Origin of the sequence: Micromonospora sp. LA-10 (assembly GCF_051853095.1) — a bacterium.
Classification (GTDB): Bacteria; Actinomycetota; Actinomycetes; order Mycobacteriales; family Micromonosporaceae; genus Micromonospora; species Micromonospora echinospora_A.
The window spans coordinates 6121695-6148100 of the sequence record NZ_CP195710.1 but is presented as its reverse complement, the minus strand read 5'-3'; the positions used below and the strand labels follow the sequence as shown (position 1 = coordinate 6148100).

At 72.9% G+C, this 26406-nt stretch carries 17 protein-coding genes; 4 read left to right on the top strand and 13 right to left on the bottom strand.

Annotation, left to right across the window (positions count from 1 at the left end; genetic code table 11):
- Window positions 1-60: 60 nt before the first annotated feature.
- Window positions 61-2094 carry a hypothetical protein gene (locus ACSDG8_RS28545; protein ID WP_210892035.1) on the bottom strand — a complete coding sequence of 678 codons (2034 nt, stop codon included), beginning with the start codon at window positions 2092-2094 and terminating at the stop codon, window positions 61-63.
- A gap of 213 nt (window positions 2095-2307) precedes the next feature.
- Between ACSDG8_RS28545 and ACSDG8_RS28540 the strand changes: the two genes are divergently transcribed.
- Window positions 2308-5067, top strand: a complete 2760-nt coding sequence (locus ACSDG8_RS28540; RefSeq protein WP_210892033.1) for a matrixin family metalloprotease — start codon at window positions 2308-2310, stop codon at window positions 5065-5067.
- A 37-nt stretch (window positions 5068-5104) separates the two neighbouring features.
- Here the strand turns inward: ACSDG8_RS28540 and ACSDG8_RS28535 are convergent, their stop codons facing one another.
- The 3 genes from ACSDG8_RS28535 to ACSDG8_RS28525 all read right to left on the bottom strand — a co-directional run bounded on the left by ACSDG8_RS28535 (window position 5105) and on the right by ACSDG8_RS28525 (window position 12275).
- Window positions 5105-7306 (bottom strand): protein kinase domain-containing protein, encoded by a 2202-nt coding sequence (locus ACSDG8_RS28535; RefSeq protein ID WP_210942393.1) that lies wholly within the window; start codon window positions 7304-7306, stop codon window positions 5105-5107.
- Window positions 7307-7327: 21 nt separating this feature from the next.
- Complete coding sequence (gene mhpA / locus ACSDG8_RS28530; protein WP_247688002.1) at window positions 7328-9025, bottom strand: bifunctional 3-(3-hydroxy-phenyl)propionate/3-hydroxycinnamic acid hydroxylase MhpA; 1698 nt, start codon at window positions 9023-9025, stop codon at window positions 7328-7330.
- Window positions 9026-9140: 115 nt separating this feature from the next.
- On the bottom strand, window positions 9141-12275 hold the full coding sequence (locus ACSDG8_RS28525; RefSeq protein WP_210942395.1) for a BTAD domain-containing putative transcriptional regulator: 3135 nt from the start codon (window positions 12273-12275) through the stop codon (window positions 9141-9143).
- Window positions 12276-12518: 243 nt separating this feature from the next.
- Here ACSDG8_RS28525 and ACSDG8_RS28520 point away from each other — a divergent pair, with 243 nt between their 5' ends.
- Window positions 12519-13358, top strand: a complete 840-nt coding sequence (locus ACSDG8_RS28520) for an SAM-dependent methyltransferase (RefSeq protein ID WP_247678065.1) — start codon at window positions 12519-12521, stop codon at window positions 13356-13358.
- On the opposite strand, the gene ACSDG8_RS28515 is transcribed toward ACSDG8_RS28520, so the two are convergent.
- The 5 genes from ACSDG8_RS28515 to ACSDG8_RS28495 form a co-directional block, all read right to left on the bottom strand.
- Window positions 13338-14168 carry an endonuclease/exonuclease/phosphatase family protein gene (locus ACSDG8_RS28515; protein WP_210892025.1) on the bottom strand — a complete coding sequence of 277 codons (831 nt, stop codon included), beginning with the start codon at window positions 14166-14168 and terminating at the stop codon, window positions 13338-13340. The genes ACSDG8_RS28520 and ACSDG8_RS28515 overlap by 21 nt on opposite strands.
- A gap of 135 nt (window positions 14169-14303) precedes the next feature.
- Window positions 14304-16250: a GTP-binding protein gene (locus ACSDG8_RS28510; RefSeq protein ID WP_439427403.1), complete on the bottom strand. Its 1947-nt coding sequence runs from the start codon at window positions 16248-16250 to the stop codon at window positions 14304-14306.
- A gap of 174 nt (window positions 16251-16424) precedes the next feature.
- A complete protein-coding gene (locus tag ACSDG8_RS28505; protein ID WP_439427402.1) occupies window positions 16425-16811 on the bottom strand; it encodes a M23 family metallopeptidase in 387 nt (128 codons plus the stop codon).
- A 320-nt stretch (window positions 16812-17131) separates the two neighbouring features.
- A complete protein-coding gene (locus ACSDG8_RS28500) occupies window positions 17132-18142 on the bottom strand; it encodes a sporulation protein (protein ID WP_210892020.1) in 1011 nt (336 codons plus the stop codon).
- Between the two features lie 164 nt (window positions 18143-18306).
- Window positions 18307-18954: a winged helix-turn-helix transcriptional regulator gene (locus tag ACSDG8_RS28495; RefSeq protein WP_210892018.1), complete on the bottom strand. Its 648-nt coding sequence runs from the start codon at window positions 18952-18954 to the stop codon at window positions 18307-18309.
- Window positions 18955-19001: 47 nt separating this feature from the next.
- On the opposite strand from ACSDG8_RS28495, the gene ACSDG8_RS28490 reads away from it, so the two are divergent.
- Window positions 19002-19673, top strand: a complete 672-nt coding sequence (locus ACSDG8_RS28490) for an alpha/beta fold hydrolase (protein ID WP_210892016.1) — start codon at window positions 19002-19004, stop codon at window positions 19671-19673.
- Between the two features lie 52 nt (window positions 19674-19725).
- On the opposite strand, the gene ACSDG8_RS28485 is transcribed toward ACSDG8_RS28490, so the two are convergent.
- A complete protein-coding gene (locus ACSDG8_RS28485) occupies window positions 19726-20583 on the bottom strand; it encodes an SDR family NAD(P)-dependent oxidoreductase (protein ID WP_210892013.1) in 858 nt (285 codons plus the stop codon).
- 166 nt (window positions 20584-20749) lie between these two features.
- Between ACSDG8_RS28485 and ACSDG8_RS28480 the strand changes: the two genes are divergently transcribed.
- A complete protein-coding gene (locus tag ACSDG8_RS28480) occupies window positions 20750-21631 on the top strand; it encodes a helix-turn-helix transcriptional regulator (RefSeq protein WP_210892011.1) in 882 nt (293 codons plus the stop codon).
- A 46-nt stretch (window positions 21632-21677) separates the two neighbouring features.
- Here the strand turns inward: ACSDG8_RS28480 and ACSDG8_RS28475 are convergent, their stop codons facing one another.
- The 3 genes from ACSDG8_RS28475 to ACSDG8_RS28465 all read right to left on the bottom strand — a co-directional run bounded on the left by ACSDG8_RS28475 (window position 21678) and on the right by ACSDG8_RS28465 (window position 26398).
- Window positions 21678-23123, bottom strand: a complete 1446-nt coding sequence (locus ACSDG8_RS28475; protein WP_210892009.1) for a pectate lyase family protein — start codon at window positions 23121-23123, stop codon at window positions 21678-21680.
- A 68-nt stretch (window positions 23124-23191) separates the two neighbouring features.
- Complete coding sequence (locus ACSDG8_RS28470; RefSeq protein ID WP_439427401.1) at window positions 23192-24850, bottom strand: RICIN domain-containing protein; 1659 nt, start codon at window positions 24848-24850, stop codon at window positions 23192-23194.
- Between the two features lie 54 nt (window positions 24851-24904).
- Window positions 24905-26398 carry a family 43 glycosylhydrolase gene (locus tag ACSDG8_RS28465; protein WP_439427400.1) on the bottom strand — a complete coding sequence of 498 codons (1494 nt, stop codon included), beginning with the start codon at window positions 26396-26398 and terminating at the stop codon, window positions 24905-24907.
- Between the last annotated feature and the right edge of the window lie 8 nt (window positions 26399-26406).

The following is a 26406-nucleotide window of genomic DNA, read 5'->3' as shown; positions in this document are numbered from 1 at the left end:
CAACGTAGGCCTACTTCCGGTCGAGGGCAAGGGTTTGCAGGTTCGCGTCGGGTGCGTGTGTCACGGGCAGGGCCGGCCGGGGCAGACGTCGATCACCTTGCCGGTGAGCAGGAACACCGCCTTCTGCCGCTGCGCGCCGGGCTGCGCGCGCGGGAACTCGTGCGAGTCCTCGCCGTACTCCGGGCCGGCGGGCGCGAGGTTCGTCGGCGGTGGCGCGTACGCCGCGCCGCTGTTCCAGACCACCATCGCCGAGCCGGCGTACGGGTACCTGCGGATCGGCGCGATGCCCCAGAACGGCCGCACGTCCGGCGACCAGCCGTCGGCGAGCGCCGGGGTGTGGAGGCGGGCGCCGATGGTGCGGGCCTGCACCTCCGCCGCCGCGGTCGAAACCTGCTGGTCGGCGAAGGCCACGTGCATCAGCACCCGGTGCGCCGGGGTACGCGGCAGCGGCCGGTCGGTCATGTGCTGGGCGTACCCGTTGGCCTCGGACCGGTCCCACAGCATCTGCAGCAGCGCGAAGATGAGCTGCTGGTCGATCTTGTCCGGGTAGTAGCCGTCCATGACGTTCTGGAACGGGGCGAAGTCGACGCTGCGTTGCAGCAGCGTGGAGTAGTTCATCGCGGGCACGCCGAGCACCGAGCGGGTCCAGTCCTGGGCGATGGCGGTCAGCGCGCCGCCGTTGATGCCGCCCTGGCTGTTGCCGTCGTAGTGCAGCCCGCCGGCCAGGTTGATCAGCGGCCGTCCGGCGGCGTCCCGGAACGCCGGGTGGGCGGCGAACCCGTTGCGGTGGATCATCGTCCGGCCGAGGAAGAGGAAGTTCAGGAAGCTCTGCTGCAACCGGTCGGCCACCGCGGGGAAGGCGCTGAGGTCGGTGAAGGCCCCGGCGACGTACGGGACGTCGGCCGCCGCCATGCCGATCCAGCTCGTGGCGCAGAAGGTGAAGTCGTACGTCTGCGACATGGTCTTGACGTTGCCGGCGTTGATCTCCGTCGGCCGGCCGAGCAGCCCGTGGCCGTAGAGCGACAGGTGGGCCGGCTTCGCGGCGGACGCGCTGCGCGGGATGTTGCAGACGAAGTCGGCGGCCACCGTCGTGCCGGACGGGGTGGGCAGCGCGTTCGGCGTCGGCGGCGTGCCGTCGCCGCCGGGCGGGCCGTAGTGCAGCCGGGAGCCGGGACCGCCGTCGCCGGTCAGATAGGACGGTACGGCGACGGTGCCGGTCACCTGCCGGGCGATCAGCGGGTCCTGCTCGGGCGTGTAGTCGGTGACCTGGTTGACGGTGAACGTGGGGGCGCGGCGGCCGAGCGCGGCGAACGCGCTGTCGCGGACCGCCAGCATCCGCCCGGTCAGGCCGTGCCGGCTGGCCACCGTGAAGTCCCAGGCCAGGTAGAGGCTGTGCCGATTGACGCCGGCCCGGCTCAGGTCGGCGAGGATCCGCTTCATCTGCGGCGCGCGCGGGTCCCGCCGGTCCAGGCCGGCGCCGGTCACGTACGCGCGGAACGCCTTCGGGGCCGGGATCAGCGCGCCGTCGCCGTCGCGCATGCCGCGCAGGCCCACGACGTACCGGGCGCCCTCGGTCAGCGCCACCGCCGGCCGGATGATCAGCACCTGCCGGTCCGGGCTGCCGGCGGCGTGCGCGTCCAGCTCGGCCCAGTACGGCGTACGCCTGCCGGTGCGGGCGTCGAGCAGCACGATCGGCGCGTCCGGCGCGAGCGAGCGGCCCACGTCGGTGACCGGCGCGATCCGGGTCCGCGTCGCGTCGAGACCGGGTACGCGCGCCAGGATCGGCGAGCCGGGGCTGAACCCGTCCTGCCGGTTCCACTCCGCCGGGTCGATCGGCACGCCGAGCACGTTCGCCGGCATCGCCGAGGCCGCGAACCGCACCCGCTTGCCGGTCGGGGTGCTGCGATCCGGCACGGTGAAGTAGTCGTTGGGGAACGGCAGCAGGCAGGCCGCCGGGTCGATCGGGTCGCAGGACCGGTTCCCGGCCGGGGCGGGAGGCGCGGAAGGCGCCGCGGCGGCGCCGGAGCCGAGCAGCACGGCCGATGCGGTCACCAGCGCGGACACGGCGAGACGGAGCCGTCTGGGGGTGGGCACGCGTGTCTCCTTCGACATCGGAGGGTGGATCACGGTGGTGGGTGGTGCTGTTCTTCCTACGCTCGTGAACGGATCTCGGCAAGGGATCGTCGTCGCGGGCGCCGCCGAGGGTCACCGCGCCCTGGCACTGCCGGATCAACGACCGAGAATCCGCAGGTCACCGGCACAGTCCTACGGTGGGTCACGAAGCACTCACGTCCACTGGAGGACGTCATGACCACACCCGCCCCCACACCCCCACCTCAGCTCCAGGTCGCCCTCGGCACGGCCGGGGACCCCGGCTCGGTGCACGCCGTCACTGACACCGGCACGGTCCTGCTCGTCACCCACTACCCCGCGTCCGGCGCCGGCCGGCTGCACATGCTCGACCCGCGTACCCTCGCGCCGGTCCGGCCGTCCATGCCGGTCGGCCACGAGCCCCGCGCGGTGGCCTGGCACCCCGGACGCGGTCAGGCGTACGTGATGAACCGCGGGGTGCAGAGCTACAGCGTCTCCCGGTGCGACCTGGCCACCGGGACGGTCACCGACATCCCGATCGGCTTCGGGCTGATCGCGATCGCCGTGGACCCGGTGGCCGACCTGCTGTACACGGCCGACTGGGCGCACAAGCGGCTGCACGTCATCGAGCTGGCCGACACCACGCAGCGGCGTACCGTGCCGCTGCCGTCGGCGCCGAACCGTCTCGCGGTGGCCCCGGACGGCACCGTCTACGCCTCGCTGTACGTCAAGGGTCTCGTCCCGGCCGACGACGCGCTCGCCGTGCTGCGCCCGGACGGGACGCTCGTCGTGGCGCCGATCGAGCCCGCCCACCTCCAGCCGGGCGGGGTGGCTGTCGCGCACGACGGGATGATCTACGTCGGCTCGCTCGGCGGCGGCACGGTGCACCCGCTGTTCGGCGTGCACGACCCGGACACCGGCCAGCGGCTCGGCGCGGTGGCGAGCGCCGCGGGCGTCCGCGACCTCGCGGCCGTGCCGGGACTGTCCCGGGCCTGGCTGGCCACCGACAAGGGCGTCCAGCTCGTCGACACCACCAACCCGTACGCGCCGCGCACGCTCGACCCGATCACCACCGGGCACGCCCCGTACGCGGTGGCGGTCACCGCCGACGGCACCGCGTACGTGGGTGACGTGATGGACGGCACCGTGTCGCTGATCCGCCCGGATGTCGCGGACCTGCCCCTGGAGGCGGTCGCCACGCTGCTCACCGAGGCGGGTTTCGCCCCGGCCACCGGGCTGGGCGCGGCGATCCGGGCGTACCAGACGTTCCACGAGCTGCCGGTGACCGGGCGGCCCGACGCGGTCACCGCCGCCCACCTGACAGCGCCCGGCTGCGGCACCCCGGACCGGACGGCCGCCGCCGGTTTCGTCCTGCAGGGCGGGCACTTCCGGCACACGAACCTGACCTACCACCTCGGTGACATGACGATGCCGTGGGGCCGGGACGACTTCACCGACGCGCTGAAGCACGAGCTGATCGAGGTGTCGCTGGACGTGTGGCGCGAGGTGCTCGGCGAGGACTGGTACGGGCCGTTCGAGTTCACCCGGGTCTTCGACCCGGCCGAGGCCGACATCGTCTTCTCCGTCGGGGACGACCCGGTCTTCCACGACACCGGGTGGTTCCGGACCGTGTACGCGGTGACCAAGTGGGGCGCCGCTCCCGGCTGGCCGGACGCGGGCGGCCAGCTTCCGGTCATCTTCAACCGGAAGATCAACTGGGACGCGCACGGATACTTCGACGTCGACCTCCACGGACCCGACTTCCGGCACGTCGCCACCCACGAGATCGGCCACGCGTTCGGGCTCAACCACGGCAAGAGCGGCAACGTGATGCACCGCAACGCGAGCTGGTACCGGGTGCCCAAGTCCGACGACCGCAACGGCTTCCTCGCCATGTACGGGCGGCTGCCGCTCGCCGACGGCGTCGGCATCCGGGTGCTGCCCGAGGTGGACCACGTCGCCTACTCCGACTGCGAACGGCACCTCGTGGTGCACTACCCCCAGGGCGACGGGTGGACGTGGACGCGACTCACCGCGGACGTGGACGCGCCCCGGATGAACCGCGGCAACTCCCCGTCCGCGTTCTTCGCCCACGACGGCGTGCCCTCGTACGTCTACGCCGGGGACGGCGGCCACGTCTACCAGATCTGGTACAACCAGGGCCAGTGGTGGTGGGGTGACCTGACGCAGGACAGCGGCGGCCCGCCCGCCGTGCGGTACGGCACGCACGCCTACCGCAACGGTGACACCCAGCGGGTCGTCTACAGCGCCGTCGACGGCCGGACGATCCGGCTGTCCCAGGCGCCCGGGCAGGGCTGGGTCTGGCAGGACGTGTCGGTGGAGGGCGCGGTCGCCGCCGACGGCATCCCCTACGCGTACGCCGACGGCGTCACCGGCCTCGACGTGATCGTCTACCGGGACGCCGAGGAGCACCTGCGGATGCTGTGGGAGGGCCCAAACGGCTGGGGGCAGATGTCGCTGACCTGGGCCACCCAGGCGGAGAATCCGCTGCCGCTGACCATGTTGCCGGTGTGGGGCGAACATCGGGCCGGCGAGCGGCACCGGGTGTTCGGCGTCGACCACCAGCAGCACGTCCGGATGTTCGCCGTCGGCGACGACGGCGTCTGGCACACCCGCTCGCTGACCGCCGAGCTGGGCCTGCCGGAGTGCGTTTCGTCGGCGGTGCAGCGGCTGCCCGGCCCGGACGGCGCGCCCGACACCTGGCTGCTGGTCGTCGCCGACCTCGACGGCGGGCTGTGGGAGCTGACCGGCGACGGCGACACGTGGCAGGCCGAGCGGGTGCAGATCGACGGCATGCCGCCGGTGGGCCGCAGCCTGCTGTCGGTGTGGCCGGGCGGCGGCCGCCTCCAGATCACCTACACCGCCGCGAACGGCAACATCCAGTTGCTGTCCCGCTCGCTCGGCGACCACGACTGGCAGCGCACCAACCTGACCCGGGTGTCCGACGTGGTCTGAGCGGGCAGGCGGAGTTCCGCCGGCCCGGCGAGGGTTGTCACCCGATCGCCGGGTCGGCGGGCTGCCGTGCCGCCACGAGCCGCGGCGGCCAGTTCCGGACCCGCGACGGGTCGGCCCGGTGCAGGACGGACAACCGCTCCCCCACCGACAGGGCCCGGGACAGTCCCCCGCGCACCTCGTAGCCGGCGGTGACGAACTTGGACACGTAGTGGATGCCGACACTGATCACGACCAGACCGAAGACGTACGCGTCGCGGTCGTGCAGGAAGCCGGCCTGCAGACCGGCCGCGATGACGCAGATGACGGTCGCGTAGAGCAACATGGACCACCACCACTGTTCGAAGCCCCGCGCCACCCCGTCGCCGGCGGGCGGCACTGTCGAAAGCCCGCTGGCCTCCCCGGCCCGCAGGATCCGCCGGCTGAGCAGCAGGAGCAGGAGGTTCGTGATCGAGACGGCCACGGCCCCGGCCGCACAGCCCCACGCCCAGAGCGTGGGCTTCCAGAACACCGACAGCAGCACGGTCGGCAGCGCGACGACGCACATCGCCCGCACCGCGACCTCCGTACATCGGGCCAGGGCGCCGGGAATATGCCGCGCGGTCAGCCGCGCCAGCACGCTCTGGTAGTACTTCGCCCCGACCAGCGCCTGGCCGAAACCGATGATCACGGCCGCCCTGAGGTCGGCCGGAGGCAGCGGTTTGGCCGAGAAGGTCAACACGTCGTCGACCTTCCACAGGGCCGTCTTGGCGCAGATGAACCACCAGCAGGCGGTCGCGACGAGCGAGAACCCCATCAGGTACGTGTCGTGCGTGACCTTCGCCGCCCGGGCCACCCGGAACTGCCTGTACTGCGTCCGGACCTCCCGGGAGGCGGGCGCGAGCCGGGCGACCCAGCGCCGCAACGCCGACCGGCTCGTCTCCGACTCCTGCGCCGCCAGGTCGAAGGTGACAGCCATCAGCCGGTGCAGGTCGTCGAACCGGAACGGCCGGTCCGGCAGGAGCAGCAAACGGTCCTTCGGCTGCTCCTCGATGAAGTCGTCGAGCAACCGCGCGATGGTGGGACTGATCGCGTAGACGCGGTCCGGCACCCGTCCGTCGCGCGCGGCGCTGCCCACCATCACCTGGATCAGGATGATCCCCAGCGAGTAGACGTCGGCCACCTCGGACTGGCCGCGGTTCTTCACCTCGGGCGCGATGTAGACGGCGTCGTCGTGCTCGGCGATGCCGACCTGGCGGCTGTACAGATGGTTGACGCCGAGATCGATGAAGCGGATCCGGCCGTCGGACAGGATGATGTTCCCGGGCGACAGGTCCAGGTGCTGCCGTTCCCGATGGTTCACGTCGACCGGTTCCGCCCGCGCCAGCCGGTGCAGCGCCTCGGTGAGCAGGAGCCCGACCTGACGGGCCTTGGCCACCCGCTCACCGGGCGACGGCATCGAGCTCTCGAACGCGGCCAGGTGGTCGCCGAGCGTCTCGCCCTCCTGGTAGGGCATCAGCACCCACTGGTCGGTCGACGCGACGGGATGCACGACCACGTCGGGTGTGTTGCGCGCGCCGTACCGCACCGCGTACTCGTCGGTGGCCTGCGCCACCGAGGTCAGCTTGCTCCACGGGAACAGCACGCACTTGAGCACCAGCGCGGGACGCAAACCGGACTCGTCGACCGGTTCGCGCGTGGTGGCCCGGAGGATGAACGAGGTGGTCCCCGCCCGGTGGTACGCGAGCGAGTCGAAGTCGATCTCCCCCCACCTGCGCATGTCGATCTCGGAGGCCGGCCGGCTCACGCCCGGACGCCCACCCGGCCGGTAGAGCGCCCTGATGGCCGCCGACACCGGCGTGCTGCGGAACAGCTCCCGGCAGTAGTCGTCCGAGGCATCCTGTTTGGCGCGCTCCGGGGGCTCAAAGCGTCGGTCGAGGAGCGTGACGTTGAGGCAGAGGAAGGCCAGCAGCGCCACCACCGGCGGATCGTGGGGATCCGGTGCCTCTCTCAACCGGGTGAGCGCCGCCTGACAGCCGTCCAGGAAGGCGCCCACCCCGTACACGGACTCATGGTCCGCGGCCGTGTCCATCAGGTCGGCGAGGATCTGGTGTGCGGCGGCCAGCCGAGCTTCGGCCGGCGACCCCAGCAGCCGGCCGGTCTCGTCGGCGCTGTTCCGGCCCCGGATCTCGCCGAGCAGGAGCTGCCGGACGGCCTGGACCACCTCGCCGTCGGGCGCGGCGCCCCGTCCCTCGTCCGCCACACCGCCAACCATAGGCGACCATCAACGTGTTGTGGAGTGCGCTCCCAGTGGACGATGACGGTCGCGCCCGTCGGGCGGCACGCCGAGGGCGGCCGACAGGTCCCGCCCGGCCTGCTCGATCCCGCCGGCAGTGACCAGGGCGAACACGAACCGGTCCGGCCGCAGCACCACCAGGTCGGCGCCATGGCGCCGCAACCACCCGCCGAGCACCCCGTCGGCGTCCACCACGTCGACCCGGCCCGGTCCGCCGGGCGCCGGAGGGCCGGCAAGCGGATCCGGCAGGTCGGCGAGCGACGTGCCGGACGGGTGGACCGCCACGAACCGCACCGGCAGCCCCGACCGCCACGCTCCGAGCGGGTTGTCCGTACCGGCGCGACCGAGCACGACGAGACCGTCGCCGAGCGCCTCGTCGAGCAGCCGCTCCCCGGACGCGCCCGGGACGAGGACCCGCGGCTGGGGAAACATCGTCCCGACCACGCCGGCACGCCGCCCGCCGGCCATCAGGCCCCGCCGGTACGCCGGCACCGGCTTGAACTCGAACCGCTCCACGAACCGCCGCACCCGGGGGATCGTCTGCACCGCCCGCAGCGCGGTGTCCCGCATCCAGGCTGCGGACCGGTTGCGGGCCAGGAAGACGTGCCCCAGCCGGACGCTCGTCTGTGCCATCTCCACCGTGTGCGGGCGCCGCTCGGTCTCGTACGTGTCCAGGACGGCTGCGTCGGCGGCCCCGGACAGCACCAGGGCCAGCTTCCACGACAGGTTGGCCGCGTCGCGCAGGCCGCTGCACAGGCCCTGACCCATGAACGGCGGCATCTGGTGGGCGGCGTCGCCGAGCAGGAACACCCGTCCCTCCCGCCACCGCTGCGCGATGAGGTGGTGGAAGGTGTAGACCACAGCGCGGGTGACTGTGAACCGGTCCGGGTCGACGTACGGCGAGACGAGCGCGGCAACGGTCTCGGGCCGCCGCATCTCGTCCTCGGTCTCCCCCGGCCGCAGCATGAACTCCATCCGGTAGCTGCCCGCCGCGCCTGGCGACACAAACGCCGGACGCCGCCAGTCGCACACGAACCGGGTGTCCCCGACCCGTACCGCGTCGGGCGGCACGTCGCCGGAGACCGCCAGCCACGGCTCGGCGTAGCTCGCCCCGGACAGCGGGATCCGGACGGCGGCGCGGGTGGCGCTGCGCGCGCCGTCGCAGCCGAGCACGTACCGGGCGCGGACCGTCCGCCGCTGCCCGGTGGCCACGTCGGACAGCAGCACGGTGACTCCGTCGTCGTCCTGGGTGAGGCCGACCAGCTCGGTGCCGAGCGAGAGCTGGACGTGCGGGAACCGGTCCAGCCCGGTACGCAGCGTGTGTTCCAGCCGCGGCTGGTCGAAGAAGCGCAGCGGCGCGTGCCCGTACCCGAAGTCGGTCTCGGACAGCGCCATCCGGGCGAAGACCCGGCCGGCGCCGTTGACGTACTCGACGAGCGGCGGCGCGACAGTGCCGTCGCGGATCTCGTCGAGCAGGCCGGCCTGCTGGTAGATGCGCATCGCCTCGTCGTCGCAGGAGAAGGCCCGCGGCTGGCCGTGCGGGGCCGCGCTGCGCTCCACGACGAGCGTGCTGACGCCGCGGGCGCCGAGCAGGTTGGCGGTGAGCGCGCCGACCGGCCCGCAGCCGATGACGGCGACCTCGACCTCCTGGACCGCCTGACGGTCCGGCGGCTGAACTGATCCCATTGTGGTGCCCCTTCGGAACATGGTCCCGGACGGCTCGGGCCGTCCGACGCCACCAGGGCACCAGCCCGGCGTGGAAAGGGTGTGGAGAAGGCGTGGAGGCGGGCCTCCACACCGGTCAGAAGGCCGCGAACCGTCCAAGCAGCAGCGCGGCGCCCTGGTCGGCGGCGATCCGGGCGCCGAGGTCCCACTCCGCGCGGTCGCGGCGCGCGGCCCCGCGGATCCGGTGCAGCTCGGCGACGACGACGCGCTCGCCGAACCGGTCCGCCACCGCCAGTCCTTCCGTGGCCAGCGTCGCCGCGGTCTCCGCACGGCCGGCGGTCAGGTACGCCTCGGCCATCGCGGCGCACGTGATGGTCCGGGTGGACCGCAGCCCGGGACGGTAGAACTCGTCGGCGGCGGCGCGCATCGCGTCGAGCCGGCCGTGGTCGCCGCCGCGCGCGGCGGCCCACTCCAGGAAGTACGCGCCGGTCGCCGTCATGTGCGGCAGGCCGGTGGCCCGGCCGATGTCCCGGCACCGCCGTCCCGCGGTGTCGGCCGCCTCCACGTCGTGTTCCTGCATCGCCAGCCAGGCCGCGTAGAGCGCCGCGTTCGCCCGGCCGTACGGGTCGTCCAGTTCCTCGGCGAGAGCTTCGGCGTCGGCGATGTCCGCCCGGGCGCCGGCCGGGTCGCCGCGCATCGACCGCACGAGCGCCCGGAAGTTGTGGCAGGCCAGCACCGGACGCCGGCCGACCTCGCGGCGCAGCAGCGCCCGGTCGACGGTACGCAGCCGTTCGATCCCGGCGCTGAGCCGCCGCTCGCCCTCGGCCTGGCGGCCGGTGAAGTAGCCGACCGCGCCGAGCAGGTATTCACCGGCCACGGCGATCAGCCCGCTGCCGTCGTCCGCGGACCGCACCAGCCGCCCGGCGAGGTCGGCGCAGATCGCGAACTCGGCCCGGTTGGCGGCCAGCTCACCCAGCGCCCAGAGCGCGTGCCGGAGGTCCGTGTCCGGCCCGACGAGCGTCAGCAGCTCACGGGCGCGGGCGCAGACGAGGTCGACGGCGTCGCTGCCGACGCCGACGGTCATCTGCAACAGCGACGCGCGGTGCAACTGGACGGTCAGTTCGGTGGACGCCGCCTCGGGCGAGACCTGGGCGGCCGGGGCCAGCCGGTGCGCGGCGCGTTCGAGGTGACCGAGCGCGTCCTCGTAGGCGACCCGCCGCGTCGCGTCGTCTGCGGCGCGCAGCGACCACCGCAGGTGGTCCTCGCCATGGCCGAGGCCGATCGCCTGACCGTAGTGGCGGGCCAGTTCGGCCGGCGCGACGCCGGCGGTCCGCTCGTACGCGCTCGCCAGCCGGGCGTGCAGCGCGGCCCGGCGCGGTGGGACCAGCTCGGCGTAGGTGACCTCGGCGATGAGCGGGTGGCGGAACGTGACGGCGCCCGGCCCGGCCTCGGTGACCAGGGCGGCCGTGTACGCCGGGGCGAGCGCTTCGGCGAGCGCCGGGGCGGTGGTGTGCAGCGCGGCCGCCATCACCTGCAGGTCCAGGTCGTGTCCGGCCACGCTGAGCAGGTCGAGGCAGCCTCGGGCGGGCTCGGGCAGCCCGCCGAGCCGCAGCCGTACCGTGTCGCGGATGCTCGGCGGCAGCTCCGCGTCGGCCGCCGGGTCGGTCCGGGACCGCAGCAGCTCGGTGAGGAAGAACGGGTTCCCGCCGGTACGGGTGACGAGCCGGGCCACCACCGGCTCCGGCGGCGCCGTCCCGGTCCGGTGCCGGACGAGGTCGGCGACCGAGGAGGCGTCCAGCCCGGCGAGCCGGAGCTGACCGAAGTCCCGCCCGCGGGCCAGCTCGGCGACCGTCGCGACCAGGGCCGGGTCGTGGTCGTACGGCCGGAGGGTGGCGACCACGAGCGCCCGGGACGTGGACAGGCCGGCGGAGAGGAACCGCAGCAACAGCAGCGAGTCCGGGTCGGCGGCGTGCAGGTCGTCCAGCACGACCAGCAGGCCGCGCCGCCGGGACGCCGCGTGCACCAGGTCGGCCGCCGCCTCGTACACCTGGAACCGCGCCGTGGGGTCGAGGCCGCCGCCTTCCGCCGGGCCGGGGGGCGACCCGGCGGCGAACCCGCCCAGGCGGCTGGCCGAGCCGGTGGCGCCGGCGTCCGGCATCGCGGCGAGCGCGCGTACCACCTGGTTCCACAGCCAGAACGGCGGCGCCTGCCCGACGTCGGGACAGCGACCCCAGACGACCGGCACGCCGTCGGTGGCGGCCTGGGCGCCGAGCGCGGCGGCGAGGCTGGTCTTGCCGATGCCCGCCTCCCCCACCAGGGCCAGGACGCGACCGCCGCGCCGGGTGGCCGCGTCGAGCGTCTCGCGCAGCCGGGCCAGCTCGGCGCCGCGCCCCACGAGCGGGTCCGCGCGCCGGTCCGGAGACGCACCCGCCGCTGCCGGTTCGGCGGCGTCCGGCCGGGTCCCGGCCGTCCGCAGGACGTGCCGGCCGGCCACCGCCGGGGGTCCGGGCTGCGCCGGTACGGCCTGCTCCAGGATCAGCCGGTGCGCCGCCCGCATCTGCTCACCGGGGTCGAGCCCGTACTCGGCGGCGAGGACCCGGCGGCCCTCGTCGAAGGCCGCGAGCGCCTCGGTCTGCCGGCCGGACCGGTGCAGCGCCAGCATCAACTGCGCGCGGGCCCCCTCGCGCAGCGGATTCGCCGACACGAAGCGGCGCAGCTCCGCCAGCAGCGGCGCGTGCCGGCCGGCCGCGACGGCAGCCGTCAGGCGGCCCTCCTCGGCGGTGAGCCGCAGCTCGGCCAGCCGCGCGACCTCCGGACGCACCGCGTTCAGCTCGCCGACGCCGGCGAGCGGCTCGCCCCGCCACAGCGCCAGCGCCTCCGCGTACGTCCGCTCGGCGGCCGCCGGCTGCCCGGCCGCGAGCGTGTCCGCTGCCCGGTCCACCAGGTGTCCGAATCGGATCGCGTCGACGGCCTCGGCGTCCACCCGCAGCTCGTACCCCCGGGGGCGGCTGCGCAGGACGCGCGCCGGCTCGCGGTGGGATCGTTCGGGCTCCACGGCCCGGCGCAGCCCGGCGATGTAGGTGCGCAGCGTCGTGTGGGCGCTGGCCGGCGGTCGCCCGTCCCACAGCGCCTCGACCAGCCAGTCGGCGGCGACGAACCGGTTCGGCCGCAGCAGGAACAGGGCCAGCAGGGCCCGCTGCTTCGGCCCGCCGAGCGGCACGCCTCGCCCGTCCCGGTCGATGCCGGGCGGACCTAGCACCCGGAACCGCACGCCATCACCCTTACGACGACCCCCACCTGTCCGGTGCCGAGTATCGCAGCGGGGAGGCCACATCGGACATCGGCGAACCGGCTGCGGTCCGGCGCGTTCCGCGTGTCATTCGGCGAACGTGCAGGTGACGGGCCGATGTGGTGGGAGCGGTACCAGGCGGGGCCACAATTCGGGCCGTCCGGTCGCTACACTCCCCGAAAACGCCCGTAACCCCCATCGACGGGCGGCGCTGACCAGAATCGAATGGAGACGCCTGTGACCCGCGACAAGGCGGCACCCCCCGGCATCGACCTCAACGTTCCCAGCGTCGCCCGGGTCTACGACTACTTCCTGGGCGGCAAGGACAACTTCGAGGTAGACCGGAAGGTCGCCGAGCACGCGCTGCGGATCACGCCGGACGGGCCGGCCGCCGGCCAGGCGAACCGGGCGTTCCTGCGCCGGGTGATCCGGTTCCTGGTCACCGAGGCGGGCATCGACCAGTTCCTCGACCTCGGCTCGGGGCTGCCCACGCAGGGCAACGTGCACGAGGTCGCCACCGAGCACAACCCGGCCGCCCGCGTGGTCTACGTGGACAACGACCCGATCGTGCTGACCCACGGGCGGGCGCTGCTCGCCGCGGAGGGCACCGCGACGGTGATCCAGGCCGACGTCCGGGAACCGCAGGAGATCCTCAACGACCCGGACGTCCGCCGGTTCCTCGACTTCGACCGGCCGATCGGGCTGCTGCTCTTCGCGATCCTGCACCACCTCGGCGACGACGAGGACCCGCGCGCGGTGGCGGCGGAGCTGATCGACGCGATGCCGTCCGGCAGCTACGTGGCGATCTCGCATTTCCGCGACCCCGGCGAGCGCGACCCGGAAGGCTCCCGCAAGGCCCGCGAGGTCGAGCGGGTCTTCAACGAATCGCTGGGCACCGGCCGCTGGCGTACCGACGAGGAGATCCTCGCCTTCGCCGACGGGCTGACGGTGCTGGAGCCCGGCCTGGTCCCACTGGCCGAGTGGCGTCCGGACCCGGACGCGCCCGCGCCGGAGCAGACCGACACCTACCACACGTTCGTCGGGCTACTCGCCCGCAAACCGTAGGTCCGGCCCGGTCGCGCCGTCGATCGACACCGTCGCCAGCAACGCCGGGTGGTCGGTCGTCCCGCGCATGTCCACCGGCCGGTGGCAGCAGATCGTGACGTCGCCCGTCGTCACCATCTGCTGCCGGGCGCCGTCGTCGATCCGCCGGTAGCCCGCCGGCACGCACGACCGCACGTCCGGCGTGCCGCCGACCCGCAGGTTGAGGTCACCGGCGAGCACCGTCGGCGCGTACCCGCCGTCGCGGCGGATCGCCGGCACCACCGCGCCGACCAGTTGCGCGCACTGGGCCAGCGCGACCTGGCCACTGGTGTTCGCCAGATGCGTGGTGCAGGCGTGCAGCACCCCGGCGGCACGCAGGCAGAGCCAGACCCGCTCCTCCGGGTCGGCGAAATCCTGCGCCGGGTACGTACCGCGGTGCACGGAGGGCCGGGCGCCGCGCGCGTCGAGGCGGGTCACCAACCCGATCCCGTACGGCTGGCCGTTGTTGCAGTAGGTGGGCGCGGCGTTGGGTCGGTCGCCGGCGGCGTGGAACGCGGACACCACGGTGCCGCCGGGACGGGCGGCCCGCAGCGCGCGCTCCAGCGTGTCCACGTCGTCGCGGCAGATCTCGTTGAGCGTGACCAGGTCGGGCCGCTCGGCGGCGATCACGTCGGCGGCCTGCCGGACGGCCCGGCCGGTGTAGCAGCCGGCCCGGCCGCTGTTGCAGAGGTTCATCTGGAGCACCCGTAGCGTCGCCGACCCGGGCTCGCCGAGCGGCGCCGACCCGGCGGGCAGCCCGGCCACGACGAGCAGGCACACCAGGGCCAGCACCCGGCGGGCGCGCCGGGCGGGACGGGTGGCGGGCTGCCGGGACAGCGGGGCTCCAGCGGGTACGGGCGGCGGGGTGCCGGTGATCCTATCCCCGGGATCGCTGTCGCCGCCGTCCGGCCAGGCGCCCCGGCGGGCCTACCTCGGCACAGCTCGGAACCACGCCTCGCGGTCGGCCGGGTCGGGTCCGCGCCGGCGCAGCGCCGGAGCCTCCTCACCGGTGACCGGCGCGTAGTGGTCGAAGGTGGTGGTCAGGACCGCCTCGCCGCCGGTCAGGTCGGGAAGAGCAGCGACGACCTGCGGGACCCGCGCGGACGGCAGTGTGCCGCTCACCTCCAGGTATCCGCCGGCCACGCCGGTCCCGTGAACGACCGCTCCGAGCCGGGCGAACAGCGCCAGCACCGTCTCCACCGCCTGCTGGGGAAGGTCGACGTCGAACCGCTCGACCGGCTGGCACACCCGGGTGCCGGCCCGGCGCAGCGCCGCGGCGACCACGACCGGGGCAAGGTGACGGAAGTCCGCCGCCACGGTCGAGATCGACTTGTCGAACTTCTGGTGCGGCCTGCTCTGCCGGGGGAGGTACTGCGAGGCCGTCATGGTGACCACGCAGTCGGTGACCGGCCAGCCGTGCCGGCCCTGCCGCAGCGCGGCCCGCACACCCTCCTCCGTGGCGGCGACGAACGCCGGCGGCAGCCGACCCCGCTCGACACCGGGGCGGAACTCGATGCCGTGCCCGACCGGGGCGGCCTCGATGCGCAACCCCAGCCCGGCCAGGTACGGGTTGCCGCGCTCCCGCACCCGCTCCTCGGCGGCGCCGGTGCCGGCGACCCGTTCGATGCAGGCGGTCAGCGTGCCGGAGAACCGCACCCGGACGCCGTACCGGTCCTCCATGAGGGCGGCCAGCACCTCCTTCTGGACCTCGCCGTGCAGGCGGATCACCGCCTCCGCCTGCTGCTCGTCGAGGCGCAGGTCCACCAGTGGGTCCTCGTCGGCCAGCTCGGCCAGGCCGGCGAACATCGCCAGGCGCTGCTCCGGTTCGACCGGCTCGACCACCGCCTGCCGGGTCGGCGGCGGGAACCGGTAGCCGTGCCGCCGTGGCGGCTGCCCGATGTGCTGTCCGATCCGCGCCGACACCCCCCGCACCGCGGCGATCTGACCGGCGGAAACCGCCGTTCGCACCAGCACACCCTCGGGCTCGATGACGGCGATCTGGGTCACGGTCTGGGGTCGGGACCCGGCGAGCAGCACCCGATCCCGTACGCGCAGCTGCCCGGACCACAACCGCAGCCAGACCCGCCGGCCGTGCCCGTCCCGGTCGACGGCGAAGACCGTGCCCGCCAGCGGACCGTCCAGGGTGTCGCCGTAGGGCAGCAGGTCGGCCAGGACGTCGCACAACTGGCGCACCCCGGCTCCCGTGATCGCCGAGCCGCACGCGGTCGGGATCAGCTCGGCGCGGCGTACCCCGTGGCGGATCGCCCGCCGGACGTCGCGGGCGCGCACCGGCTGATCCGTCAGCCACCGCGCCGCCACCGCGTCGTCGACCTCCGCCACCTCCGCCACCACCGGTTCGGCGTCGAGGCGCACGGCACGCACCCGGGCCTCGCGCCCGCCCTGGCCGGAGACCGTGGTGAGCAGGACCGGGCGTGCCCCGAGCCGCCGGCGTAGCTCGGCCGTCACCCGGCCGACGTCGGCACCGCGTCGGTCGACCTTGTTGAGGAAGAACACCGTTGGTACGCCGATCCGGCGCAGCGCCCGCCAGATGGCGACGGTCTGCGGCTGGACGCCCTCCACGCTCGACACCACGAGTACGGCGGCGTCCAGGACGGCCAGCGAACGCTCGACCTCCGCGATGAAGTCGGGGTGGCCGGGGGTGTCCAGCAGGTTGATGCTCAGATCACCGATCGTGATCGAGGTGACGGCCGCCCGGATGGTGATGCCACGGCGACGCTCCAACTCCATCGAGTCGGTTCGCGTCGTGCCGGCGTCGACGCTGCCCGGCTGGGCCACGGCGCCGGCCTCGTAGAGCAGGCGCTCGGTCAGGCTGGTCTTTCCGGCGTCAACATGGGCGACGATTCCGAGGTTCAACAATGCCAAGGCAGAACTCCACGGTAGGACGGTCAAGGGTCCGAAGCGTGGAAGTTGCTCGCATTGTCTCTCCTCGTCGTGATGGTGGTAGCGGGCGTTCGCCGCCGGTGTGCAGTCCCACCCTGCACCTCTGGCGCGACCCGTCGCCACCGAATTCGGTGGCGACGGCTCCGGTCACGGACGGCCCTGGTCGCAGTTCGCGCTGGTCAGCCGGACGGTGTACTCGCGGTCGTCGGACGTGATGCCGGACGGCACGCCGTCGAAGTGGGCCTCCACCTTCTCCCAGCCCCGGCGCTGCTCGTAGTGCAGGTGCGGAGCGCCGGAGTTCCCGGTGCTGCCGACCCGCCCGAGCTGGTCGCCGCGGGCCACCCGCTGACCGGCCTCGACCAGCGGCGGTTCGAGCAGGTGCAGGTACTGCGTCTCCCACTTCCCGCCGTGGTCGATCTTCACCCAGTAGCCGCCGCCCCGCCCCTTCGGCCCGTTCGGGTCCTGCGGGGTACGACCACCCAGGGAACCGTTGATTCCGGCCACGGTGACGGTGCCCGCGGCGGAGGCCAGCACCGGCCGTCCCCACGCCTCGCCCCGGGTCGGAACAGGTCGATGTCGTAGTCGTCGTGCCCGGGATAGGTCGAGAGACGCCACGTCTCACCGCAGGCCACCGGGAGCTGGAAGGCCGGTCGCGGGCCCGGCGGCCGCAGCAGCGGCACCACGACCACAGCGGCGGCGCCCAGCGCGGCGAGAACGGCGGCGACCAACGCGACGCGGGCCAGGCGGCGGCGCGGCCGACGAAGGGGACGTGGGTCGCGCGGACGCTGGGTGCTCATCGCTTCGAGCATGACACGGACGCCCGGTGGCCCAGCACCGTTCCCGGGCCACCTGGCTCACTCCTCCTCGTCGCCGCCCTCGTCGTCGCCGAAGGAGTCGAAGACCTCGTCGGCGACCATGCCGCCGGCGAAGCCGAGCGCGGCGCCACCGACCACGCCCGCGGCGACAGCACCCATGCCCGGGCCACCGTGCCGCTCGTGGTGCTCCTCCCTGTGGTGGCCGTACGCGGCGTGCCCGTAGCCCGACGCGCCGTAGGCGGGCTGCCCGTAGCCGTGCCCGGCGTGCGCGCTCCGGTAGCCGTCGAGGGACTGACGGACCCACGCGTCGACCTGAGCGGCCCAGTCGACCTGGTCGGCATCGGTGTGCGCGACGTGGTAGCGGCCGAAGGAGTCATGGCCGCCGGAGAACAGGCCGCCGCGCTTGTCGAACTCCAGCACGACGTCGACGCCGTACTCGTTCGCGACGAAGGTCAGCTCGACCTCGTTGACGGCGTGGGCGTACTGCGGGGCGGCGTAGTACTCGATCTCCTGATAGAACGGCAGGCTCTGGCGCAGCCCCGAGATGTGCCCGCGTTCCAGGTCGGCACCCTTGAATCCGAATCCGAGCCGGCCGAATCCCTCCAGGATGCGTTCCTGCACCGGCAGCGGGTGCACGTACACCGGGTCGAGGTCGCCCTTGTCCACGGCGCCGCGGATCGCCACCTCGGTACGCAGGCCCATCGTCATGCCGTGCAGGCGCTGCCCGTACAGGTCGGTCACCGGCGTCTCCCACGGCATCGCCACCTGGAACGGCAGCGACATCTGCTGCCCCTCGGACAGGCGCAGGCCACCTGCGACCTGGACGCGGTGGAACTCCACGAGGGCGTCGTACTCCTCCTCGGCGCCCTCCATCTCCACCCGGGTGACCAGCCCGACGGTGATGTGGTCGATCTCCACGTCGTGGCTGCCACCGGTTAGGTTCACCTGCCCGCCCAGCATCAGCCCCGGGCGGGTACCCGGATTGGCCAGGACCGTGTCGACGGCGGGGCCGCCCACCCCGAACGCGCCCAGCATCCTCTTGAACGCCACGAACATCTCCCTCGACGACCACCGGACGCGCGGCACCCGGAATCCGGCGGGAAAGTCACCTGGATCCCTTGCGCCACAACGAGATCAACGGCGTCCATAGTGGATCACACCGCGCCGGGAGACTACCAACGCCACCTGAGAAGTAGCTGAACGTATTCGCGCCGTCACTGTGGGATGTCGACCGGCGTGGGGCGCCGGAACAGCCGCAGCAGGCGGGCGGCGACCTCGCCGTCGCCCCGAACGACGACGTCGGCGGCATGCAACGGCACGCCGCCGAAGACGACCGAGCGGAAGACCCCGACGCTCGCCTGGATCACCAGGTCGGCATCGGCGACGTCCGCGCGCACCACGTCGACCCGTCCGTCCTCGACTGTGACGAGCAGGCTGTCGCCGTCGAGACCAAGCTGACACCGTACGGCGAAGTCGCCCGCCGCGGCCGGGTCGAAGGTGGTCTTCATGGCGAGGGCCAGCGCGTCCACGCTCAGCTGCGCCGACGAGGTCAGCGGGCTCCGGCTCCCCCACCGGGCCAGCCCCAGCAGCGCCGGTTCGAGGTCTCGTCCCCATTCGGTCAGCTCGTACGCCCGGACGCCGGCCGGCGGGCCGAGACGCCGGCGGCGCACCACTCCCGCCTCCTCCAGCTCGGCGAGCCGGGCGGTGAGCATGCTCTGACTGGCGCCGGGCAGGCCGCGCCGCAGGTCGGTGAAGCGCTTCGGCCCGAGCAGCAACTCACGGACGACAAGCATCGCCCACCTGTCGCCGACCAGGTTGAGCGCCCGGGCCAGGCCGCAGGGGTCGTCGTATACGCGCGCCATGCCGCCGATGGTATCGCTACAGCACTTCATGGTGCTAAATTCGCACCATGACGACGTACATCCTGGTCCCGGGAGCCGGCGGCGACGCCTGGTACTGGCACCGCCTGGTCCCCCTGCTGGAGCAGCGCGGCCACGAGGCGATCGCCGTCGGCCTGCCCGCCGCGGACGACAGCGCGGGACTGCCGGAGTACGCGGACACGGTGGCCGACGCGGCCGGTGACCGCCTGGACCTGGTGGTGGTGGCCCAGTCGATGGGCGGCCTGACCGCGCCGCTGGTCTGCGGCCGGCTGCCTGTCGCTCGGCTGGTCCTGGTCAACGCGATGATCCCGGCGCCCGGCGAGACCGGCGGCGACTGGTGGACCAACACCGGCCAGGACGAGGCCCGCCGTGAGTGCGACAGACGCGAGGGCCGCTCCCCAGACGGGCCGTTCGATCCGCTCGTGTACTTCTTCCACGACGTCCCCGAGGACATCACCGCGCAGGCCATGGCGGGCGGGTCACCGCAGTCGGGCACTCCGTTCGCGCAGCCCTGGCCGCTGGACGCGTGGCCCGACGTGCCGACCGAGGTCCTGACCGGCAGCGCGGACCGGTTCTTCCCGGCCGAGTTCCAGACCCGGGTGGCCCAGCAGCGGCTCGGCGTCACGCCCGAGCGCCTGCCCGGCGGCCATCTGGTGGCCCTCAGCCGGCCCGAGGCGCTGGCCGCCGCGTTGGACCGCTGACGCCCACCGGTCCCCGCCGTGGCGGGGACCGGCAGACGCCGCACCGGGCGCATCAGGAGCCGGCGATGTCCGTGGTGAACGCAAGCTCGCGGCCGGCCTCGATGTCACCGGCGAGCGCCTCCAGGCGAGCCTTGGCCAGCGCGTAGGAGTCGGAGCCGAGGACCTGGTGCAGCGGCGCCGCGCCGCCGACGGCAACCTCGATGATGGCTGCGGCGGCCTTCACCGGGTCACCGAGCTGGCTGCCGGGCATCGCCAGGTGCGCCTCGGTCATCTCGCGGATCGCCTGGTAGCCGTCGGCGGTGCTCGCCGGCAGGCCGAGCGAGGACGTACGCAGGAAGTCGGTACGCGTGTAGCCCGGCTCCACGACGTTGACCTTGATGCCGAACTCGGCGACCTCGGCCGCGAGCGCGTCCGACAGGCCCTCCAGCGCGTACTTCGCCGAGCAGTACAGGCCCCAGCCCGGGAAAGCGGTGAGGCCCAGGATCGAGGAGACGTTGACGATGTGGCCGCTGCGCGCGGCGCGCATCCCGGGAATGACCGCGCGGAGCACGTTCCAGACGCCGAAGACCTGCACCTCGAACATCTTCCGCACCTCGGCGTCGCCGGCTTCCTCGACCGCGCCGAGGAAGCCGTAGCCGGCGTTGTTGACCACGACGTCGACGGCGCCGAAACGGTCGGTGGTGGCGCGGACCGCCGACGCCACCGCCGCCTCGTCGGTCAGGTCGAGTTCGAGGGGAAGCAGCCGCTCCCGGTCGATCGGGCCGAGGGCCGCGTCGAGGCGCTCGGCGGAGCGGGTCGTCGCCGCGAGGTTGTCGCCCCGGTCCAGCAGGTGCCGGACCAGTTCGAGGCCGATGCCGCGGGAGGTGCCGGTGACGAACCAGGTGGCCGGACGGGTGGTCGGGAAGGACATGGGAAGCTCCTGGGTCTCGGTGCCGTAGCGTCCCGGCTGGGAACACATCCCATGCTGCGGACGAGAAGGGGCCGCGAACACGGCGAGGCAGGCCCAGCGCTGCCTGGGAACGACACACCCACCCAGACGGTGTCGCCGACCGCCGCTCGCGGCCGATCATTGGGTCATGGCGGGACACTCAGAACTCGGCCGGTTCCTTCGCCGGTGCCGGGCCGCCCTGACGCCGGAGGACGTGGGCATCGCCCCCGCGACGCACGGGCGCCGGGTCCGCGGGCTGCGCCGGGAAGAGGTGGCGTTGCTCGCCGGAGTGAGCGTCGACTACTACACCCGGCTCGAACAGGGCCGGCACACCAGCCCGTCGGCAGCGGTCGTCGAGGCCCTCGCGCGCGTCTTCCAGCTCGACGCCGCCGCGAGCGCCCACCTCGCCGACCTGGCGCGGCCCGTCCGGCGCGGCAACCAGGAGACGCCCGCCCAACGGGTACGTCCGGCGATGCACCAGCTGCTCGCCTCCATGACCGAACACCCCGCGCTCGTCCTCGGACGCCGCACGGACGTGCTCGCGTCGAACGCCCTCGCCCGTGCGCTGCTCACCGACTGGACGCTGCTGCCGCCACGGCAGCGCAACTACATCCGGTGGATCTTCCTGGACCCGGGCGCCCGCGACGCCTTCCTGGACTGGCCCACTGTGGCCGCCGAGGTGGTCGGCACCCTGCGTCTGTACGCCGGCCGCAATCCCGACGATCCACAGCTCAGCCGGCTCGTCGGCGAGCTGACCATCAAGAGCCCGGAGTTCCGTACCTGGTGGAACGGGCACTACGTGCACGAACGCACGTACGGCATCAAGCGGATGCGCCACCCGGAGGTCGGGCCGATCACGCTTCGCTACGAGGCCCTCGCGATGCCCGGTGACCCGGACCAGACGCTGTTCATCTACACCACCGACCCCGGCAGCGCATCGCACGACAACCTGCGCCTGCTGGGGTCGCTGGTGGCCCGGGCCGGGTCGACGCCCGGCGCCACGTCGTCCACGCGGGCGCCGCGCGGCTGAGCCGGCCCGAGCGCGAACCCGGGCCGGCCCATCTTCCAGGCAGCGGTCAGACGCTGATCCGTCCGGCTCCGGCGCCCGCCGTCACGACGGACTTCACGTCGCAGGCGGCGTCCATCGTGTACGGGTACGGAATGCCGGCGACACTGCCGCCGGCCTGCCCGGCCCCCGAGTTGACGAAGCAGTTGTTGCGGGCGACCAGCGATCCGGGACCGGACGAGCCCTCGCCCCGGTGGTAGGGGTCGGCCGTGTTCTCGAAGTAGTTGCCCTCCACGAGCACCCCGGCGTTCACCGTCGACGCCACGCCGTAGCCGCCGACGTTGCTGTAGAGGTTGTTGTAGACGTGGACCGGGTTGCCGAAGCGCACCCGCGGGTGGCGCTGGTTGGAGCCGTCGAACCAGTTGTGGTGGTAGGTGACGCGCAGGTGCCCGACGTCCTGGCTGCCGTTGTCGTCGCTGTGGCCCAGCAGCATCGACTTGTCGTGACCGTAGACGCGGTTCCAGGACACTGTGACGAAGTCGGAGCCGCGCTTGATGTCGACAGCGCCGTCGTACCCGTTGGTGAAGCTGTTGTGGTCGATCCAGATGTTGGTGGCCGACTGCTCGACGTTTATGGCGTCATCGCTCCAGTTGCGGAAGTTCAGGTTGCGCACGATGACGTTGCGGTCGCCGCTGACGGTGAATCCGCAGCCGGAGATGGTCGCGCCGGCGTTGCCGAGGATCGTCTTGTTGGAGCGGACCCGCAGCATGCCGGAGCAGGAGATCGTGCCGGACACCCGGATGACCGCGGCGCTGGACGACCCGAGTGCGCTGGACAGGGCGGACGCGCTGGTCACCGTGGTGACGGCGGCGTTGCCGCCGCCGGTGGTGCCACCGTTCTGGGTGGCCCAGCCGACCAGTCCGGTCTGCGGCGTCCCGGGAGTGCCGCCGCCCCCGATCGGGACCAGCTGCCACTGCTGGTTGGCGCCGTTGAGGTCGGCGTACTGGGAGATCCGGCCGCCGTCGGCGGTGGACCATTCCCAGACCTCGACGGCCTTGTTGGAGTGCCGGTTGATCAGGCGGACGTAGCCGCTGTCCGAGTCGAGGACCCGGAACTGCTGGTTGGTCGCGTTGAGGTCGGGCCACTGCCGGTACTCCGCGCCGTCAGCGGTGTTCCACTCCCACAGGTCGACGACCTTGCCGCTGTTGCGGTTCTGCAGGCGGTAGTAGCCGCTGCCGGAGCTGACGAACCGGAACTGCTGCCAGGCACCGTCGTTGCGGGACCACTGCTGCAGCGGCGCGCCGTCGGCGGTCGAGGTGCCCGTGACGTCGAGGACCTTGCCGCTGTTGCGGTTGACCAGCACGTACCAGGCGTTGGTGTCGATGGTGGCGGCCTGGGCCGAGGGCGACACGGCGACCGCGCCGACGACGCCGACGACGAGGGCGCCGGCCGCGGCGACCAGGGACCGCCAGCGGTGCCGCCGGCGCCTTTCGGGGGTGGTGAGAGCCGTTGTCACGGGAACTCCTCCGGTGGACGGTGGTGGTGGTGGTGGTGTGGTGGTGGTGCGGGGGGTGCCTGCGGCGCTCAGCACCAGTTCAGCGTCGAGTTGACCCGCGTGACGTTGCTGATCGTGTTGTTCGCTCCGCCGCAGGGACTCTGGGTGATGTTCGTGTTGGTCACCGTCAGGTTCTGGAAGCGGATGCCGGAGGAGATCGGGAACTCGGTCCGGGAGGCGATGCGCACCTCGCCGCCGCCGGTCACCGTGCCGGACACCCCGGCGATCGTGACGTTGTAGCAGTTCTCCACGAGGATCGAGTTGTTGCCGGTGTTGGAGATCGTCACCCGGTCGATGACCGCGCCGCCGGACTCCGACACGCAGAAGATCCCCCGGCCGCCACCGGACGCGATCACGGTGCCGACCCGGATGTTCGTCGGGTACGAGTTGCCGACCCGGCCGTTGCGGTTGGCCATCCGGAACGCCGCGTATCCGGTTCCCGCGCCGGCGCCCTGCGCGTCGACGGTGCCCACGGTGGCGTTGATCGTGTCGTTGAGCAGCAGACCGGAGTAGCCGGTGTTGCGCGCGGTGACGGTGCCGATGGTTAGGCCGTCCACGCCGTACGTCTCGACGCCGTGCGCGCCGGTCCCGGACACGTACACGGTGTCGATGCGCACGTTGCGCACCTTGACCGCCCGGTCGCCGCCGTGGTTGTCGATCCGCACGCCCAGGCCGCCGGACAGCCGCATGTCGATCTGGCCGAGGGTCAGGTTGTTGACGTTGCGCATGAAGATCCCGTAGAGCGGAGCGCCGGTGAGCGTCAGGTTCTGCACCTCGACGTCGGTGGTGCCGCGGGAGTAGACCGGCGCGTAGTCACCCGATCCCGAGCCCGTCACGTTGATCGTGCCGCAGACCGCGAGCGTCGTGTACGACGGCAGCGACAACCGCGAACCCGCGCTCATCGAGCCGGAGCCGCGCACCACCACCCGCTGCTTCGCGGTCCGTCCCGCCGACAGCGAGTTCACCGCGGCCTGCATCGCCGCGAGCATGTCCGAGCCGGTGTACACGGTCGACGATCCGTTACGGGACGTCCAGGTGCCGCCGTTCAGCACGGCCTCGGCCTGGTACGAACCGCTGCCGCAACCGGTGCTCGGCGGTGGCGTCGTCGGTGTGCCGGTATCCGTGCGGACCAGCTGCCACTGCTGGTTGGCGCCGTTGAGATCGGTGTACTGGCTGATCCGGGCGCCGTCGGCGGTCGACCGCTCCCAGACCTCCAGGGCCTTGCTGGAGTGCCTGTTGATCAGACGGACGTAGCCGCTGTCCGAGTCGAGGACCTGGAACTGCTGGTTCGTGCCGTTGAGGTCGGGCCACTGCCGGTACTCCGCGCCGTCGGCGACGTTCCACTCCCACAGGTCCACCACCTTGCCGCTGTGGCGGGCCCGCAGCCGGTAGTAGCCGCTGCCGGAGGAGACGAACTGGAACTGCTGCCACGCGCCGTCGTTGCGGGACCACTGCTGGATCACCGCGCCGTCGGCGGTCGAGGTGTCCCGGACGTCCAGGACCTTGCCGCTGTTGCGGTTGACCAGCACGTACCAGGCGCTGGTGTCGATGGTGGCGGCCTGCGCCGGCGGCGCGGCCACCACCGCGACGCCGACCGCGCCGGCCAGCGCCGCCACCAGGGCCAGCACCAGGCCGGCACGCCGGCGGCGTGGGGCGCCGGGCGGCGACGTCACTGCGGGGTTGAGCATCGTGGACCTCCAAGAAGGGGTACGCCGAGGGGGGCCTGACTGTTTTCCGGGCGCCTACTCCAGGTGGAAGGTGGCCGCGGCCCGGTCGGCGCCGGTGCTCACCGCTTCGAGCTGGAGCAGTCCGTCGCGGTGGCGGACGTAGCGGCCGCTGTAGTTCTGCGATTCGAGTGAGAGCGCCTCGGCCGCGGCCAGGCCGGGGCGGCGCTGGAAGCTCGCGTCGTTGTCGAACAGGGCCGAGCCGTCGTCGCGTTCGACGTAGAGGGCGAACGCGCGGTGCCGCAGGTAGTAGCCGGGGAAGTTCGTCGACTCCAGGGACACCGATCCGCCGCCGGCGAGGCCGGGGACGATGCGGAACTGCGAGTCCGCCAGGTTCGTCACGTTCGGCTCGACGCGGGCCCGGTAGTCGTAGTGCCGGACGTAGCTCGTGGTCAGGTCGTACGACCGCAGCCGCACCGGGGTGGCCCCGTCGGGCAGGGGGATGCCGAAGTTCGGGGTGCCGTCGGCGTTCCAGTAGAGCTTCTGGATCCGGGTCCGCCGGTTCGGGTCGTTGAGCGGGTCGCCGCTGATGTCCCGGTAGTTGCGGTCGTGGTAGACCAGGATGTCGCTCTGCCCGTCCTCGGAGACGGTGAAGGAGTTGTGTCCGGGGCCGTACTGGCCGGTGGCGGCGCTGCTGGCGAACACCGGGCTCGGGCTCTTGCTCCAGGCGGCGGCGTCGAGCAGGTTCGCGCCGGCGGACGCGGTCAGCATGCCCAGGCAGTAGTTGGCGTCGGTGGCGCTCGCCGAGTAGGTGAGGAAGACCCGGCCGTTGCGCTGGATCACCGTCGGGCCCTCGGCCACCCGGTAACCCCGGGTCTCCCAGTCGTACGTCGGGACCACCAGCCGGGTCACCGTGCCGGTGATCTGCCACGGGTTGGCGCCCATGCGCGCGAGGTAGACGTTGGAGTTGGTGGAGATGCCGGGCTCCTGCTGGGCCCAGGTCAGGTACCGCACCCCGTTCACCACGAACGTCGAGGCGTCCAGGCTGAACGTGTCCCACGGCGTGGTGATGCGGCCGCGTTCGGTCCACGAGCCGGACAGCGGGTTCGCGCTCGCGTTCTCCAGCACGTACATCCGGATCCGCCACACGTCGTCGGTGCGTCCGGCGGCGAAGTAGACGTACCACTTGCCGTTTATGAAGTGGATCTCCGGTGCCCAGATGTGGGCGCCCATCTCCCCGCTGGTGTGGCGGCGCCAGATCGTCGTCTCCGCAGCGGTGGCGAGCCCTTGCAGGGTGGTGGCCCGCCGCAGCACGATCCGGTCGTACTCCGGGACCGTCGCGGTCATGTAGTAGTAGCCGTCGGTGTGCTTGACGATGTGCGGGTCGGCGCGCTGGTTCACCAGCGGGTTGGTGTAGTTCACGGCCGGTGCGGCCTGCGCGGGTCCGGCCACCGGCAGGCCGGCGGTCACGGCGAGCACGGCGAGCACCGCGGCCAGGACCGGCCGCAGGCGACGGCGGGCGGGCGCCGCGCCGGCCCGGTGGGCCGTGCGGAGCAGGTCTCGAAGCGGCATGTGCCCTC